Raw genomic sequence first — 15,895 nt, 5'->3', positions numbered from 1 at the left:
GCTTTTGAGATATGAAACGACCATGGTTAAATTCCGAACACCGAGGTAGAAATATTAAAATCATGGACGTTCCCTGTCTGCCAAAAGGCAGGCATCTTATACCATAGAGAACAAACAATTTTAATAAGATGAAATACGAAAAGTGGTCATGGGGATACTGGCTTTTAAAGCAGTACATCCGTTTTGTCGACTGGACCATTCATAAAAAAATTATTTTAAATGGGACAGAAAACATCCCCCAAAATAAACCAATACTTATTGCACCCAACCATCAGAATGCATTGAGCGACCCGATGGCTATACTTCTGCACACCCGTTTTCAGCCGGTATGGCTGGCGCGTGCCGATATTTTTAAACCCGGTATTATAACGCTGGCATTACGTTTTCTGAAAATCATGCCCGTTTACCGCATGCGCGACGGGAAAGATCAGCTCGCTAAAAATGAAAAAACCTTTGCCGACTCGATAAAAGTACTGGAAAACAATGGTGCCCTGGCCCTTTTTCCAGAGGCGGCCCACTCGGCAAAACGACAAATGCTATCGCACAAAAAAGCTGTTCCGCGTATTGTTTTTCAGGCCGAAGAAAAAGCCGATAATAACCTCGACATCCACATTGTGCCAACCGGAATTTATTACAGCAGTTACTGGAAATTTAACCGCAGTGTGCTGGTTAATTTTGGTGAGCCGTTATTAGTGAATGATTTTTTGGAAGCCTATAATGAAAACCCCAGCGCTGCGACGCTGACTTTACGCGATGCGCTTGAAAAAGCGATTGAGCCACTTACATTAAACATTAAAAGCAAAGAAAATTACGATAATTTCGAGCTTATCCGGGCGATTTACGGAAAAGCTTTTGCCCAAAAAACAGGCCAACAAAATGGATTTGTTCAGCGCTTTAAAAGCGATCAGCAACTGGTAAAAAAGCTCGATGAGCTGGAAACCATCAACAAAGAAAAAACGGATGAAATTTGCAGCGCCGCAAAACGATTCGATACCCATGTGCGGAAATACGGTTTACGCCCCTGGCTGGTTGAAAACCCTGAAAACAACTTCCGGAAACTTGGCCTCAACAAACTGCTTTTACTGATCTGCTTGCCGGTTTTTGCTTTTGGTTTTCTATTCAACGCCATTCCGTTTATTGCCATCGATACCATTGTTCGAAAAAAAATAAAAGACTTTGCCTTTTGGAGTTCCTTTTCACTGGTTTTGGGTTTTACCCTCTTCCCTATTGTTTATCTACTCGAGCTCTGGGCAGTTTCGGGCTGGCTTCCTTTATGGTGGCACAAACTGTTGTTTCTTGCCTTGCTTCCATTTGCCGGCAAACTGGCTTTTCGATGGTACATTCATTTACTAAAAACAATTGGGCGGGGACGGCTTTTTATCCTGAAAACATTCAGGAAACAACAATGGCAAAACTTAAAAAATAAGCAGGAACAACTTTTTGATGAACTCAATAAACTCAGCTAAAAACTACTACCATGGCCGACAAACTTAAAGACACCCTGTTTCCGTTGGAGAAAGTACAACTTTTCGGTACCGTTTTAAAAGAAGTGTATCCGTCGTTTCAATCGGAAGAATTTGTTGCCGCTGTGTGTGACAAAGACTGGCCGGAGCGCGAGTTAAAAGAAAAAATGCGGCATACCACTTTGTGTCTTCACCAGTTTCTGCCCGATAATTTTGAAAAAGCAGTTGAAATTCTGGTGGCTATTGTACCAAAAGTTACCGGTTTCGAGGCCATTGTTTTACCCGACTATGTTGAGGTATACGGACAACAACACTGGGATATTGCCTTGCCGGCATTGGGCGAATTGACTATATGCGGAAGTTCGGAATTTGGTATCAGGCCGTTTTTAAATAAGGATTTGGAAGGCGCCATGAAATATATGCTTGCCTGGGCCGACAGCGACGATTTTCGGGTAAGGCGCTTTGCCAGCGAGGGATGTCGCCCCCGCCTGCCGTGGGCTGCAGGAGTTCCGGCTTTGAAAAAAGATCCATCGTTGATCCTGCCAATTCTGGAAAAGTTAAAAGACGATCCGGAAGAGTTTGTGCGAAAAAGTGTGGCCAATAATCTCAACGACATTTCGAAAGATCACCCGAAGCTGGTGCTGGAAATTTGCGAGCGTTGGCAGGGAAATTCAAAAAACACCGACTGGATTATAAAACATGCCTGCCGCACCCTGTTAAAACAAGGAAATAAAAGAGCAATGCTGCTGTTTGGCTTTGCCTATCCGGAGCTGATGAAAGTGGAAGATTTTCAACTTTCAAACACTTCGCCAGCCATTGGCGATGATATTTCGTTTCGTTTCAAACTCGCCCTCGATACCAAACAAAAGCAAAAAGTGCGTATCGAATACATCGTTCACTTTGTAAAAGCCAATGGCAAAACATCGCCAAAAGTGTTTCAGATAAAAGAAGTGGAAATGAAACCGGGCGTGCACACCATCAACAAAAAACACACCTTCAAAAATATGACCACGCGCAAACATTACCCCGGCGAGCATACTTTCGAAATTGTTATAAACGGAGATGTAAAAGCTTCGGCCAAACTTGAACTCAATTAAAATTTATTCATGGATATTAAAATTAGAAAAGCAACTGAAAACGATTTCCCGGCAATGTTCGGGCTGATTATGGAACTGGCAGAATACGAAAAAAGCCCTGAAAAGGTAAGCAACTCGCTGGAATTAATGTACGAGCAAAAAGAATACTTTAAATGTTATGTGGCCGAAACCGAAGAAAAGGAAATTATAGGCATGGCACTTTACTATTTCGCTTATTATACCTGGGTAGGAAAAACCTTGTACCTCGATGACCTGTATGTTAAAGAAGCTTATCGCGGCAACGGATTGGGCAGCCGTTTAATGGATAAAATGTTTGAAGTAGCCAAAGCCGAAAAGTGCAAACGTATGCGCTTACAGGTGCTGAACTGGAACCACCCGGCAATAAAACTTTATGAAAAAAGCGGTTTTACGGTGGACAAAACCTGGTACAATTGCGATATCGAGGACTTATAATCCAACACGGGTTCCCGGAAGGAACATACTAATTCTCCCCCCTCTTGCTTTACATAAACACATGGCATCATTCTTGTATTTCCCCTGCAAACATCAATATTTAAACCCATGAAAACAATTCAGAAAGCCATTGCCGGGGCCCTTTTGCTGGGGCTTACAGCCTGCTCAAGTTTTGAACAATTACCCGTTACAACAAATAAGACGGACAATAACGACTCGTACTATGTATCATACTTGTTTGAGTACGAAGGCTGCAAAGTGTATCGATTCTACGATCAGGGAGAATACGTGTATTTTACCAATTGCCGGGGCGACGTTACGAGCTTTACCAACGACTCGACACAAAACCGGATTGAAAACCATGTGCGGATTGTTGATGACGAGTAACCGGGACAGTGCGTTTTAAGCAGGAAAAAAGAACTCATTCGAACTTGCCCAAACGGGTAGGATTATACATTTTTTGTAATTTCATGCCACTTTCGTCGTACAACAGAACATATTAAATTGATGAATAAATGATACAAATACGAGAAGCCCAAGCGGAGGATGCAGGAATTATCCTGGAATGTATTAAAGGCCTCGCCGTTCATGTTGATCAGGTGGAGATGGTTACCGCCACCGAGCAGGATATACGCAACACCATTTTTGCCCCCGACACACACGTGAAGGTTTTTGTGGCCGAAAACGAAGACAAAAAAGTTTGTGGTTTTACACTTATTTTTAAATCGTTCTCAACGTTTAAAGCGGTTACCAATTACCACATCGAAGACCTGTTTGTATTTCCTGAGTACCGAAAACTGGGCATTGGCGCAATGCTGATGAAACACCTGAAAACCTTTGCAAAAAGTAAAGGAGCAAAAGTGATTGACTGGTATGTTAATAAGCGCAACCACAGCGCCATGGACTTTTACGACCGGATTGGCGCTAAAAAACTCGATTACAAATCGATTTATTATTTCGACGTTTAAAATCCACCAAAGGATGTTTTCTTTTTGGAAAGATGACATCCTTTGATACCCGCGGAGTAATAATTAATCGAATTCGCCGCCATTCAACCGATGAACACCTGCTCTAACCTGCAAAGCTGAAGCTTTTATATCCAAACGGGTACTTCTGATCGTCAAATAATATGCTTTTTACCTCTTACCAGATCTTTTTTACATATTTCTCAATGTTATTTACCTCGGCTTATATTCTCTTTACCCCTATTTCGATGTTATTAGCATCGCATTATATGCTTAAAACATCTCATTTCCTGCTTTTTACATATTCACTTATGTTTTTTACGTATATTTATAGGTGTAATCAATTAACTTAATACTTATGGAGAAGATTTCAGTACTTCCGAGCGTAAAAAGAGTAATGAAAAGCAGGAATGTTACAGGTGCCGACATTGCCCGTGCCTTTAATTTACACCCGACCTCGGTTAACGGCATGCTACACCGGCCTACCCTGCAGGTGCAAAAGCTGGCCGATCTGAGTAATTTACTGCACTACAACTTTTTTCGTGAGCTGGCCACCAAATTCCCCTATGCGGAACCTGATTGCGCCGATACCGAATTGGTAAACGAGAATGCAAGCCTGCTAAACCGGGTTAAAGAGCTGGAACTGGAAGTAAATATACTGCGGCAAACCATTCGCGACCTGGCGGGTAAGTAAAAACAGTATGTTATTGGTTATTTTTAATTTAATGGGAAAAAAATTATATTTAATACTGTATATTACTGCTGCCAAATACACATGCAAACCTCTCAATAAAAAATAGTGGCACACAAATCTTATCCATTTATAAAAACGAAACAGATGAATATCAAAAGTTTTCTCCTACTGTCTTTTCTGGCTATTACTTTTTTTTCGGGATTTGCGCAACAGCAATCTACGAAATTAGCTTTTACCATTTCGGTGGATGATAACCTCAAAGACAGCTTTAAATCCAGTGGAAGGTTACTAATTTATATTTCAGACACTGATAAGTCGGAGCCGAGATTCTCATCGGGTTATGATGGTAATGAATCTGTCTTCGGAAAGAATTTCGAGAACTGGGGCAAGAACAAATCCCGGAGAGTAAATGGCGATGGAGATTGGGCAAAAACCTCTGAATGGGATTTCAACTCGGTTCCTCACGGCGTATATTTTATACAGGCAGTTTGGGTTCAAAACAGGGATTCTGAATCGCGCAGCAACACTGCCGGCAATTTATATAGTACGCCTGTAAAAGTTGATACAAAAAACAAACAATTGGTTGAACTAAACTTTTCTGAAATCATTCCTGAAAAGAAATTAGAGGATAACGAGTTAGTTGAGTTTTTTGAAATGGAAAGTCCGGTTTTAACAAAATGGTGGAACAAATCAATGCATTTAAAGGCTTCGGTTTTACTTCCTTCGGGTTACAAAAGCCATCCAAACACAAAATATCCGGTACGGTATAATGTAGCCGGATATGGTGGTCGGTATACGCGAATCAATTCTTTAATTAAAAATGAGGAGTTTATGTCGTGGTGGACTTCGGAGGATGCGCCACAAATCATTACTGTTTTTCTTGATGGAGAGGGACCGTTTGGCGATTGTTATCAGCTCGATTCAGAAAACAACGGCCCTTACGGAGAGGCCTTAATTAACGAGTTAATTCCAGAAATTGAGAAACAATTCAGAATTGAAGGAACTGCCGAAAGCCGTTTTGTTGATGGTTGTTCTACCGGAGGTTGGGTATCGCTCGCCTTACAATTAATTTACCCCGAAACTTTTAACGGATGCTGGTCGTATAGCCCGGATCCGGTGTGTTTTGCTAAAATGCAACTGGTTAATGTTTACGAAAATGAAAATGCTTTTTATAACGACCGAGGGTACTTGCGACCAAGTATGCGGGATATTTATGGCGAACCTCAATTTTCGATAAAACAGGAAATGACTGCAGAGAATGTTCAGGGATATTCGAACACCTATGTGACATCGGGCGGTCAGTGGGGAGCATGGAATGCATTGTACAGCCCCAAAGGAGAAGACGGAATGCCCAAAACGATTTTTGATCCTGTTACCGGTGCAATTGATAAAGAAGTTGCCGAGCATTGGAAGAAATATGATTTATTGAAATACACCGCGTCGAACTGGCCAGAGCTTGGGCCAAAACTCGAAGGGAAAATTCATATCTGGATGGGTGATATGGATAATTTTTACCTCAATAATTCGATGCGGGATTTTGATCAATACCTGAAAAGTACTACAAACCCTAAATCTGACGCGCAAATTGAATTTACACCTATGAAAGGACATTGCTCGAATTATTCCCACAAACGAGTTTTAACAGAAATACAGCAAAAATTAAGTGAAATGGAATAAACGAGTACGGTTCTGACGGCAGAGAAACTTATTTGTCGTGTAAATGTCGTGCTGATGCAGTTGTAAATTATCGGAATCAATCAGACATTTGAAGTGCTAAATAAAACAAAATGGAAACCGGAAAACTCATTAAAGAATTACGGATTAAAAAGGGCATGACCCAGGAGGAGCTGGCCGAAAAAACAGAAGTGAGCACCCGAACGATTCAGCGCATCGAAAACGGGCAGGTAGATCCGCGGTCATATACCCTGCAAATGATTGCCAAGGCACTGGAAGTTGATTTTGGTTTATTTGCAGCCACCGATGCCGGGGAATGCGAGGAAAAAGAACACAGCAACAACATCTGGTTAGGATTTTTACATTTGAGTGGCATCCTTCCGCTGGTATTTCCAACCATGCTGATGTGGCGGGCCAGAAAGCATAAAACAATAGCCATGTCACATCACTACCGTTCGGTTATCAGCTTTCAACTCCTTATTTGTGGTGTTCTTACAGGTTGTCTGTGGGTTTACTGGAAAGCAAATGTTACTACTCCGCTCTTTGGTGTACTTCTGATTAACACCTTACTTTCAATAACAAATACCGTAAAAGTGCTGAACGGCGAACCCTATATTCCTTCGCCATTTAGAAAAAACGAAACCCCGGATTAATAGCCGGATAAATATTTACAGTCCACTCCTTCCCCTGTAATTGCAGTAATGCAGCCGCAAATACATTAACATTTCATTAAATACTTTCAGGTATTCTATATGAGCTAAATTTCCTATATTGTAAAAAGGAGATAACACCGATGTGTGATCAGAATGAGCCTTATCTATTATAATTCCCTCTCTATCGGCATTAACCATTGTAATTTCACCGTTTCGCATAAGGCTCACACTGAAAAACAATTGGTATAACTTAAAAACAGCGCTATGGAGGAGTTTCACATTAATATTCTGAATATTTCTGCAGTATTACTTGCGGCATATCTTGGAGGAGTTGCCATTCGTAAAATCGGTTATCCCGCCATTCTTGGCGAATTACTGATTGGGATTGTGCTTGGACCGGCCGTATTGGGCTGGCTTGAATATTCCGAGGCGGTTAAAGTGCTGGCCGAAATCGGTATTATTCTGCTGATGGTCTACATCGGGATGGAAATCGATTTTCGCGACCTGAAAAAAGCTTCGTGGGCGGGGTTACTGGCGGCCATCGGTGGATTTTTTGTACCCTTTGTATTGGGTTACTTTGCCATTGTATGGACGGGCGGAACACCAATTGCCGGATTGTTTGTTGCCATTGCCATTGGCGTAACTTCGCTGGCTACCAAAAGCCGAATCCTAATCGATTTGAAACTGTTGAATACGCGCATTGCCTATGTGTTAATGGCTGGTGCACTCATCTCCGATACGCTGGCACTGGTTATCTTTTCGGGCATTACCAACTTTGCCGAAACCAATGTGATAAACATCAGCGAACTGCTGCTGATTGGCGGTAAGATCCTGGTATTTTTTGGCCTTACTATTTCAATAGGCGTATTCCTTTTGCCGCACCTCGGAAAGTACATTACACGCTCAGGAATGAAAAACAGCACCGCCTATTTTACGCTTATTCTGATTGTAACTTTTGGTTATTGCGAGTTGGCAGAACTGGCGGGAATGCACAGCATTTTAGGAGCATTTATGGCCGGTTTGTTTATAAAGGACAACCTCTTCCCCAAAAAGATCTCGAAAGAACTGAACAAAGCTTTTTACGATGTCTCCATCGGGTTTATGGCGCCGATTTTCTTTGTTACCGCTGGTTTTTTCGTTGATGTTACCGTTTTTCAAACCGATCTGGGTTTGCTGATACTGGTTACCACTCTGGCGATAGTTGGTAAAATTGTGGGTACTGCTTTGTTCTACCTCCCCTCGCGAAATGGCTGGCGCGAAGGTATTACCATCGGGACAGGGATGAACGGACGTGGAGCCGTTGAAATTATTATTGCTGAAATCGGTCTGGGAATGGGCATCATCGATAAAACCATTTTTTCGATACTGGTATTTATGGCCATTTTTACCACCCTTACTGTACCTGTGCTTTTAAGCTGGACCACCAAATGGTTGCGCAAACGGGGCGAATTGGTTTATATGGACGAACGCCGTGGAATTGTATTCCTCGGAGTAAATCCACTAAGCCTTATTCTGGCTAAATATTTCAAAGATCAGACTCCGGTTACGCTTATTGATAATAACCGCGAACTGGCTGCCAGGGCAGAAAAAGCAGGTTTCAACAGTCTGTTTGGCAACGCACTGCACGAAGACATGTGGGAAGACTTACAAGCCGACAATGTGTTAACAGTTGTAGGAATGACAACAAATAACCGGGTAAATACACTGGCCGCAAAAATGGCAAAAGAAAAGTTCCTTGTTCCTGAAATTGCTGTAGCTCAATCTCCGTCAGAAGAGTTAAATGAAATCACAGAACTTGAGAATATAAACCTCTTATTTGCTTCGCCGGTTGGCCTTGATGCATGGATGCACAAAATGCAGCATGATGAAGCCGGTGAAAGCAGCATTCTTGTTGAAGAAGAAATGTCGTGCAAAGAATGGATTGCTGAAAATAAAATCGATCTGGAGAACACCTTACCGATTCTGATCGAAAATGAAAAAGGAAGCATCAGGTTATTTAGCTCAGCGGATAGTGTGCAGGCTGGCGATAAAGTGTTGGTTTTGAAGGCTGAGAAATGAAAATCGGCACAATTTCATTCAAATGAAACAAATATACCCGCGCTCCTGTCTCTCCCTTCTTCGAAGGGAAAGGCGATTGGCCTCCAAAATAAAATACGAACAAAAAGTTCCTGAGACGAAATTGCGATGAACCACAGGTCAATCGTCCTTCCTTGCTGGTAGGGAAGGATACGAGGATGGGTACGAATGCAACAGAAACTATTTTGCAATAAAAAAGAAGCCCGAAAGCTCCTTTATATTTTATGTTCTTATCAAAGTGAACTAGCTTAGTGATAGCCTCCCTTCAGTGAGACCATCACTGCCGGATATACTAATTCAATTGCGTATCGATAGCTTGTGCGGCGGTTTTTCCCGCACCCATGGCCAAAATTACTGTTGCTGCTCCGGTAACAACATCGCCACCGGCATACACACTTTCCATACTTGTTTTCATGGTTTGCTCGTCAACGATAATACCACCCCACGAATGCAAATCAAGCCCTTTAGTGCTTTGTGTAATCAACGGGTTTGGCGACTGCCCCACTGCAATTACAACCTTATTTACATCGAGCATAAAAGTCTCTCCTTCTATCGCAACCGGTCTTCTACGTCCTGATGCATCGGGCTCGCCCAATTCCATTTGCTGATTTTCGATCGCTCCTACCCAACCGTTACCATTGTCATGAATTTTTACAGGATTGGCAAGCAACTTAAACTGAATGCCTTCTTCTTTTGCATGTTCAATTTCTTCAGCTCGCGCAGGCAGTTCATCTTCTCCGCGTCGGTAAATGATATAAACCTCCCCGGCTCCTAAACGCAGGGCAGTTCGGCAGGCATCCATAGCTACGTTACCACCACCAACAACAGCAACTTTATCGCCTTTCTGCACCGGGCTTGGCGTTTCCCGTTTAAAAGATTCCATAAGGTTCACACGGGTGAGAAATTCGTTCGCCGAATAAACACCATTCAGGTTTTCACCATCGATATTCAGGAATCGTGGCAATCCTGCTCCGGTAGAAATAAATATGGCTTCAAAACCATCTTCCTTCAAATCTTCCACCGTTAACGATTTTCCTACGATTACGTTTTTCTCAATTTTAACGCCCATTTTTTTGATGGAGTCGATTTCTTCGCGTACGATTTGTTTGGGTAAGCGAAATTCCGGAATACCGTACATCAATACTCCGCCGGGCGTGTGAAGTGCTTCAAATACAACCACCTCGTGACCTTTTTTTGCCAACTCGCCGGCACATGCAATTCCTGCAGGACCGGCGCCAATTACAGCCACTTTCCTTCCTGAGTTGTACTGCGGAAGTTCTTCTTCAAAGTTATTTTCACGCGCATAATCGGCAATAAAACGTTCCAAACGACCGATCGCCACAGGTTCATCTTTTTTACCACGAACACAAATCGCTTCGCACTGGTTTTCCTGCGGGCACACGCGACCACAAACGGCCGGCAGACTATTATATGATTTTATGCTTTTGTAGGCTTCCTGAAAATCGCCTTCGGCAATATGACCGATAAACTCGGGGATTTGCACATTTACCGGGCAACCGCTTACACACGAAGGTCGTTTACACTGGATGCAACGTTTCGCTTCGTTTATGGCCTCTTCCACTGAATAACCCATTGCCACTTCGCCAAACGATTTACTTCGTTCAATCGGGTCAAGCTCCGGCATTGGCGTTCTAAGCGGCTGCATATTAAACTTGCCTTTCATTTGGGCAGCGATTGGCGCTACTTTCTTTGCTACGATCGTATTTTCAGCCGACAAACCGATTCGGCAATTATGACCGTTCTCCTGGTCTTTGTACATTCCCTGGCGGCTGGTAATTTCGTCGAAATCCACATCATAACCATTAAAATCGGGACCGTCAACACAGGCAAATTTTGTTTTTCCGTCAATGGAAACACGGCAACCTCCACACATTCCGGTACCATCCACCATCAAAGGATTTAGTGAAACCGAGATCGGAATATTAAATGGTTTTACCACGTTCACCACCGCCTTCATCATCGGAATAGGTCCAATAGCGATTATTTCATCGTACTGATTTCCTTCTTCCAGCAATTTCTGAACGATAGTGGTAACAAAACCTTTCGTTCCGAGGCTTCCATCATCGGTAGCTACAAATACGTTCTTCGCCTGTTTCGAGAATTCCTCCTGCAGAATTACAAATTCGGCACTTCGGCCTCCTAAAACAACGTCAATTTCTGCATTGTTTTCGGCATGCATTTTTATTTGAGGATACAAAGGAGCCGCACCAACACCTCCGCCGATTCCAAGAACTCTTTTCGGTTTATGATCGACACAAGGCAAACCCAACGGGCCGGCAACATCACTCAGATAATCCCCAACATTTTTTTGCTGAAGCAATTGCGTTGAGTGCCCCACAACCTGGTAAATCATTGTTACCGACTGCTCTTCGCGGTTAAAGTCGGCAATGGTTAGCGGGATGCGTTCGCCTCCTTCTTCCACAATAATGATAATGAATTGTCCGGGTTGGCATTTCCTGGCTACGTATGGCGCTTCCACAACGATCTCCTCAACGGCAGGATTCAGAATTCTTTTACGTAATATTTTATGCATAATTTTTATCAGTCAAGGTTGGCTGTCTGTTTTTTGATTTTCGTGCAAAATTAACCGGAAGTTCAATCACCAATACAATCTTTTGTTATTCTTCGTCAGATTTAACGGTTTCAACAAAAAAGGAGCCCGAGAAGGCTCCTTTAAATCAATTGTATGTGGTAGAAATTACTTCTTTTCTTTCAGATTCAGTTTCAAATTCAACTCGTCCAACTGAGCTTCGGCAACTGCCGATGGCGAATCGATCATTACGTCGCGGCCCGCATTGTTTTTCGGGAAAGCAATAACGTCGCGGATCGTATCCAAACCGGCAAATAACGATACCAAACGGTCGAAACCAAAAGCAATTCCGGCATGTGGCGGCGCACCGAATTTAAAGGCTTTCATGAGGAAGCCAAACTGTGCTTCGGCCTCTTCTTTTGTAAAGCCTAGCAGGCTGAACATTTTCGACTGCAGTTCCGAATCGAAAATACGAACCGAACCACCACCAATTTCAACACCATTAATTACAAGGTCGTAGGCATTGGCACGGACTTTACCCGGATCGGTATCCATTAGTTCAATATCCTCCGGTTTTGGAGAAGTGAACGGGTGGTGCATCGCGTAAAAACGTTTTGATTCTTCGTCCCACTCCAATAACGGGAAGTCGACAACCCACAAAGGTTTAAACACATTTTTGTCACGCAGACCAAGTTGTTTACCCATTTCAAGGCGCAACTCGCCAAGGGCATCCAACATGTGTTTTTTGTCGCCACTCATTACCAGGATCAGGTCGCCGGCTTCGGCTCCTGTTTTTTCTGCCCACGCCTTCAGGTCGTCTTGCGAGTAAAATTTATCTACCGACGATTTAAACGTACCGTCTTCGTTACATTTCACATAAACCAAACCTTTGGCACCAATTTGCGGGCGTTTTACCCAATTGGTCAATCCGTCGAGTTGTTTACGTGTGTATTCGGCACATCCTTTGGCACAAATAGCACCAATGTATTCAGCCGAGTCGAACACCACAAAATCCTTTCCTTTTACGGTTTCGGTAATATCGTTGATCAGCATTTCGAAACGGGTGTCGGGTTTGTCCGATCCGTATTTCTCCATGGCTTCAGAATAAGGCATCCATGGGAACTCATCCACTTCCACATTCAGCGTTTCTTTGAACATGTGGCGGGTTAATCCTTCAAACATTTCCAGCACGTCTTTCTGCTCAACGAACGACATTTCGCAGTCGATTTGTGTAAACTCCGGCTGACGGTCGGCACGCAGGTCTTCGTCTCGGAAACATTTTACGATCTGATAGTATCGGTCGAAACCGGCAATCATCAACAGCTGTTTAAAGGTTTGTGGCGATTGTGGCAGTGCATAAAACTGGCCTTCATTCATACGCGACGGCACAATAAAATCGCGCGCTCCTTCCGGAGTCGATTTAATTAATACCGGCGTTTCTGTTTCAATAAAATCTTTTGAGTTCAGGTAATTACGAACGGCATGTGCCATTTTCGAGCGTAACACCAGGTTTTCACGTACTGCATCGCGGCGTAAATCGAGGTAACGGTATTTCATCCGCAGGTCGTCGCCACCATCAGTATCATCCTGAATGGTAAACGGCGGAAGTTCTGCCGGGCTTAACACGTTAATTTCCGACAAAGCAATTTCCACTTCACCGGTTGGTATATTTTTGTTTTTGCTCTGACGCTCGCGAACTGTTCCTATTGCCTGGATCACAAATTCGCGTCCCAGCTCCACAATTGCAACTGCAACCGCTTTATCGGTATTCTCGTCAACCACCAGCTGCGTAATGCCGTAGCGGTCGCGTAAGTCAACAAAAGTCATGGCTCCCAGGTCGCGGACGCGTTGCACCCAACCGGCCAGAGTTACTTCATTTCCTGCATTCTCAATTCGAAGTTCGCCACAAGTATGTGTTCTGTACATGATATCTTTCTTTTATTTACGCCGCGAAAATAGTGATATTTTGGCAATTAAACCGGAAACATTTGGCAGCTTTTCGGGGAATTGTACAGCAGTTGCTCTAAAAACGAATATATTTAGCCCCGTCCTTTAGGGCGGGGACAAAAAAAGGAACATTCAAGAATTTTTAGGATTTTTGTATTCTGATTTAAAGTACAAAAATCCTAAAAATTCTATCTTCATCGCGAATTTAGAAACCCCGCCCTAAAGGACGGGGCTAAATAAAAAATTATGATTGAACCGTTTAACGACGAATATTTTATGAAAAAAGCCTTTGCAGAAGCTGTTCAGGCTTTTGACGAAGGCGAAATTCCGGTTGGAGCAGTGGTAGTGTCAAAAGGAAAGATAATTGCACGCGCCCACAACCTTACCGAAACCCTGAATGATGTAACAGCACACGCCGAGATGCAGGCCATTACTGCTGCTGCCAACTTATTGGGTGGAAAATACCTGAACGACTGTACCTTGTATGTTACGCTCGAACCCTGCGTAATGTGTGCCGGCGCATTGGGCTGGTCGCAAATTGGCAAAATCGTTTATGGCGCTTCCGATGAAAAACGTGGTTTTAAAAAATTTGCAGCCAAAGCACTTCATCCAAAAACAGAAATTGTTAGCGGCATTTTTGAAACCGAGTGCGCTGAATTGTTGCAGGAGTTTTTTCAGAAAAAACGGAAATAAAAGGCTCAGACCTTATCATCCACAACATCTATTTTACACAACCTCCCCGGCATAGCAATGTCATTAAGTTAAGAGCAGAATGACTGAAAGTCATATTTATTTCAGCCCAATGCGTTGCATTGGGGAATATGCAACAAACAAGAACAGCGCCCTGAAAGGGCAATTTAGCTGCCCTTTCAGGGCGACCAAAAACATCAATCCTTGTCCCCATGGCATTGCCTTGGGCTGAATTAACATAGGCTTACAGCCTTAACTTAATGACATTGCCGGGCATAGCCGGGTACTCCTCATGTCAGGAGGAGAAAATTCGAATCAAGCCTCGTTCTCATATTTTTGAGTTCCCCGAATAATTTTAAACGGCCATCTTTTTCATCACAATATTTTTGCTAAGTTTGACTTTCTAATATTTTTAAAAACAATTTTAAGCCTATTAGAATATTTTACTAAACCAAATAAACAAAATGGCTGAATTTAAGAGACTTATTTCGCTTGATGCCTTCCGCGGATTTACGATTGCCGCAATGATCATGGTAAACAATCCTGCCACCTGGGCACATATTTATCCGCCGCTGGAACACGCCAGCTGGAACGGCTTAACACCCACTGATCTGATATTTCCGTTTTTTATATTTATCGTTGGCGTGTCCATCGCATTGGCGTACACCAAACGACTGAACGCAGGTGTTGACAAAGGCCCGATGTACAGGAAAATCGTTTTTCGTTCCGTAAAAATATTTGCTGTTGGTATTTTGCTTTGGTTGTTCCCCAGTTTTAGTTTTGAAGATGTACGGATTGCCGGAGTACTGCAGCGCATTGCCATCGTATTTTTTGCCTGTGCCTTTTTATTCCTGAACTCGAAATGGAAAACTCAGGCCATTGTTGCCGGTGCTTTGCTTGTAATTTACTGGCTGGTAATGATGTTCATACCTACTCCGGGTTACGGCAAAGTAATGCTGGAACCCGGTGCCAATATTGCTGCCTGGGTCGACAGCAAATTCCTGCCCGGTTATCTATGGCAGAAAACCTGGGATCCGGAAGGGCTGCTAAGTACACTTCCGGCCATTGCCACCGGAATTACCGGAATGCTGGCAGGTCATTTAGTACTGAGCAAAATGACTGCGGAACGAAAAGTAATTTACCTTTTCGCCTTTTCGTTCTTTGCTTTTATTATCGGCTATTTCTGGAATTACATTTTCCCCATTAATAAAAACATCTGGACCAGTTCGTTTGTGTTGGTTACTTCGGGACTGGCAGGAATGGTTCTAGCTGTGAGCATCTTTTTTGTAGATATGCTTGGCCGTACACGTTTAACCAAACCGGGAATTATATTTGGATCGAATGCCATTGCCGTTTATGTACTGGCCGATGTGTGGCGTATGCCTTTTTATTCCTGGAAATTTGGTGGAAGCAGCTTAAACAACCACTGGATGAATTGGTTTGAAAATGCCGGTTGGAGTATGGAAATGGGCAGCTTTTTGTATGCCGCCCTGTTTATTGGCTTCAATTTTATTCCGGCCTGGATCCTTTATAAGAAGAAGATATTTATAAAACTATAAGATTTAGAACGCTGATGACACTGATAAAAATGATTTTCACAGCGTTTTATCAGCGATTATCTTCTCAATCAGC

13 protein-coding genes are annotated in these 15,895 nt (G+C 43.0%); 11 read left to right on the top strand and 2 right to left on the bottom strand.

Going from position 1 to position 15,895, the window contains the following annotated elements; translation table 11 throughout:
- The first annotated feature begins 128 nt into the window (after window positions 1-128).
- From G4420_RS07310 to G4420_RS07270, 9 genes are all read left to right on the top strand, one after another.
- Window positions 129-1,466, top strand: a complete 1,338-nt coding sequence (locus G4420_RS07310) for a 1-acyl-sn-glycerol-3-phosphate acyltransferase (RefSeq protein ID WP_163322949.1) — start codon at window positions 129-131, stop codon at window positions 1,464-1,466.
- A gap of 11 nt (window positions 1,467-1,477) precedes the next feature.
- Entirely contained in the window at window positions 1,478-2,560 is a 1,083-nt protein-coding gene (locus G4420_RS07305; RefSeq protein WP_163322948.1) for a DNA alkylation repair protein, read from the top strand.
- Window positions 2,561-2,569: 9 nt separating this feature from the next.
- The gene (locus G4420_RS07300; protein WP_163322947.1) at window positions 2,570-3,013 is read left to right on the top strand and encodes a GNAT family N-acetyltransferase; all 444 of its coding nucleotides are present in this window, start codon (window positions 2,570-2,572) and stop codon (window positions 3,011-3,013) included.
- Between the two features lie 108 nt (window positions 3,014-3,121).
- Entirely contained in the window at window positions 3,122-3,400 is a 279-nt protein-coding gene (locus G4420_RS07295) for a DUF4884 domain-containing protein (protein WP_163322946.1), read from the top strand.
- 128 nt (window positions 3,401-3,528) lie between these two features.
- Window positions 3,529-3,981, top strand: a complete 453-nt coding sequence (locus G4420_RS07290; RefSeq protein ID WP_163322945.1) for a GNAT family N-acetyltransferase — start codon at window positions 3,529-3,531, stop codon at window positions 3,979-3,981.
- A 355-nt stretch (window positions 3,982-4,336) separates the two neighbouring features.
- The gene (locus G4420_RS07285) at window positions 4,337-4,672 is read left to right on the top strand and encodes a hypothetical protein (RefSeq protein WP_163322944.1); all 336 of its coding nucleotides are present in this window, start codon (window positions 4,337-4,339) and stop codon (window positions 4,670-4,672) included.
- Window positions 4,673-4,816: 144 nt separating this feature from the next.
- Window positions 4,817-6,349: an alpha/beta hydrolase-fold protein gene (locus G4420_RS07280; protein WP_163322943.1), complete on the top strand. Its 1,533-nt coding sequence runs from the start codon at window positions 4,817-4,819 to the stop codon at window positions 6,347-6,349.
- A gap of 110 nt (window positions 6,350-6,459) precedes the next feature.
- Window positions 6,460-6,999: a helix-turn-helix domain-containing protein gene (locus tag G4420_RS07275; protein WP_163322942.1), complete on the top strand. Its 540-nt coding sequence runs from the start codon at window positions 6,460-6,462 to the stop codon at window positions 6,997-6,999.
- Window positions 7,000-7,263: 264 nt separating this feature from the next.
- Window positions 7,264-9,057, top strand: coding sequence for a cation:proton antiporter (locus G4420_RS07270; protein ID WP_163322941.1), 1,794 nt, complete (start codon window positions 7,264-7,266; stop codon window positions 9,055-9,057).
- 310 nt (window positions 9,058-9,367) lie between these two features.
- Here the strand turns inward: G4420_RS07270 and gltA are convergent, their stop codons facing one another.
- Together gltA and aspS are read right to left on the bottom strand one after the other, a co-directional pair.
- The gene (gene gltA / locus G4420_RS07265) at window positions 9,368-11,629 is read right to left on the bottom strand and encodes an NADPH-dependent glutamate synthase (protein WP_163322940.1); all 2,262 of its coding nucleotides are present in this window, start codon (window positions 11,627-11,629) and stop codon (window positions 9,368-9,370) included.
- A gap of 165 nt (window positions 11,630-11,794) precedes the next feature.
- Window positions 11,795-13,552 (bottom strand): aspartate--tRNA ligase, encoded by a 1,758-nt coding sequence (gene aspS, locus G4420_RS07260; protein ID WP_163322939.1) that lies wholly within the window; start codon window positions 13,550-13,552, stop codon window positions 11,795-11,797.
- A 267-nt stretch (window positions 13,553-13,819) separates the two neighbouring features.
- Here aspS and G4420_RS07255 point away from each other — a divergent pair, with 267 nt between their 5' ends.
- Both G4420_RS07255 and G4420_RS07250 read left to right on the top strand, forming a co-directional pair.
- Window positions 13,820-14,266 carry a nucleoside deaminase gene (locus G4420_RS07255; RefSeq protein WP_045032132.1) on the top strand — a complete coding sequence of 149 codons (447 nt, stop codon included), beginning with the start codon at window positions 13,820-13,822 and terminating at the stop codon, window positions 14,264-14,266.
- A 461-nt stretch (window positions 14,267-14,727) separates the two neighbouring features.
- Window positions 14,728-15,822 carry an acyltransferase family protein gene (locus tag G4420_RS07250; RefSeq protein ID WP_163322938.1) on the top strand — a complete coding sequence of 365 codons (1,095 nt, stop codon included), beginning with the start codon at window positions 14,728-14,730 and terminating at the stop codon, window positions 15,820-15,822.
- Window positions 15,823-15,895 lie beyond the last annotated feature (73 nt).

This window comes from Draconibacterium mangrovi (assembly GCF_010586825.1).
In the GTDB taxonomy this organism is placed as follows: Bacteria; Bacteroidota; Bacteroidia; order Bacteroidales; family Prolixibacteraceae; genus Draconibacterium; species Draconibacterium mangrovi.
This window is presented reverse-complemented; position numbering and strand designations above follow the sequence as displayed.

What these genes read in the sequence shown, in the direction of transcription:
- G4420_RS07310 (WP_163322949.1), top strand. Translation starts at nt 129, where the DNA reads ATGAAATACGAAAAGTGGTCATGGGGATACTGGCTTTTAAAGCAGTAC.
- G4420_RS07305 (WP_163322948.1), top strand. Translation starts at nt 1,478, where the DNA reads ATGGCCGACAAACTTAAAGACACCCTGTTTCCGTTGGAGAAAGTACAA.
- G4420_RS07300 (WP_163322947.1), top strand. Translation starts at nt 2,570, where the DNA reads ATGGATATTAAAATTAGAAAAGCAACTGAAAACGATTTCCCGGCAATG.
- G4420_RS07295 (WP_163322946.1), top strand. Translation starts at nt 3,122, where the DNA reads ATGAAAACAATTCAGAAAGCCATTGCCGGGGCCCTTTTGCTGGGGCTT.
- G4420_RS07290 (WP_163322945.1), top strand. Translation starts at nt 3,529, where the DNA reads ATGATACAAATACGAGAAGCCCAAGCGGAGGATGCAGGAATTATCCTG.
- G4420_RS07285 (WP_163322944.1), top strand. Translation starts at nt 4,337, where the DNA reads ATGGAGAAGATTTCAGTACTTCCGAGCGTAAAAAGAGTAATGAAAAGC.
- G4420_RS07280 (WP_163322943.1), top strand. Translation starts at nt 4,817, where the DNA reads ATGAATATCAAAAGTTTTCTCCTACTGTCTTTTCTGGCTATTACTTTT.
- G4420_RS07275 (WP_163322942.1), top strand. Translation starts at nt 6,460, where the DNA reads ATGGAAACCGGAAAACTCATTAAAGAATTACGGATTAAAAAGGGCATG.
- G4420_RS07270 (WP_163322941.1), top strand. Translation starts at nt 7,264, where the DNA reads ATGGAGGAGTTTCACATTAATATTCTGAATATTTCTGCAGTATTACTT.
- gltA (WP_163322940.1), bottom strand. Translation starts at nt 11,629, where the DNA reads ATGCATAAAATATTACGTAAAAGAATTCTGAATCCTGCCGTTGAGGAG.
- aspS (WP_163322939.1), bottom strand. Translation starts at nt 13,552, where the DNA reads ATGTACAGAACACATACTTGTGGCGAACTTCGAATTGAGAATGCAGGA.
- G4420_RS07255 (WP_045032132.1), top strand. Translation starts at nt 13,820, where the DNA reads ATGATTGAACCGTTTAACGACGAATATTTTATGAAAAAAGCCTTTGCA.
- G4420_RS07250 (WP_163322938.1), top strand. Translation starts at nt 14,728, where the DNA reads ATGGCTGAATTTAAGAGACTTATTTCGCTTGATGCCTTCCGCGGATTT.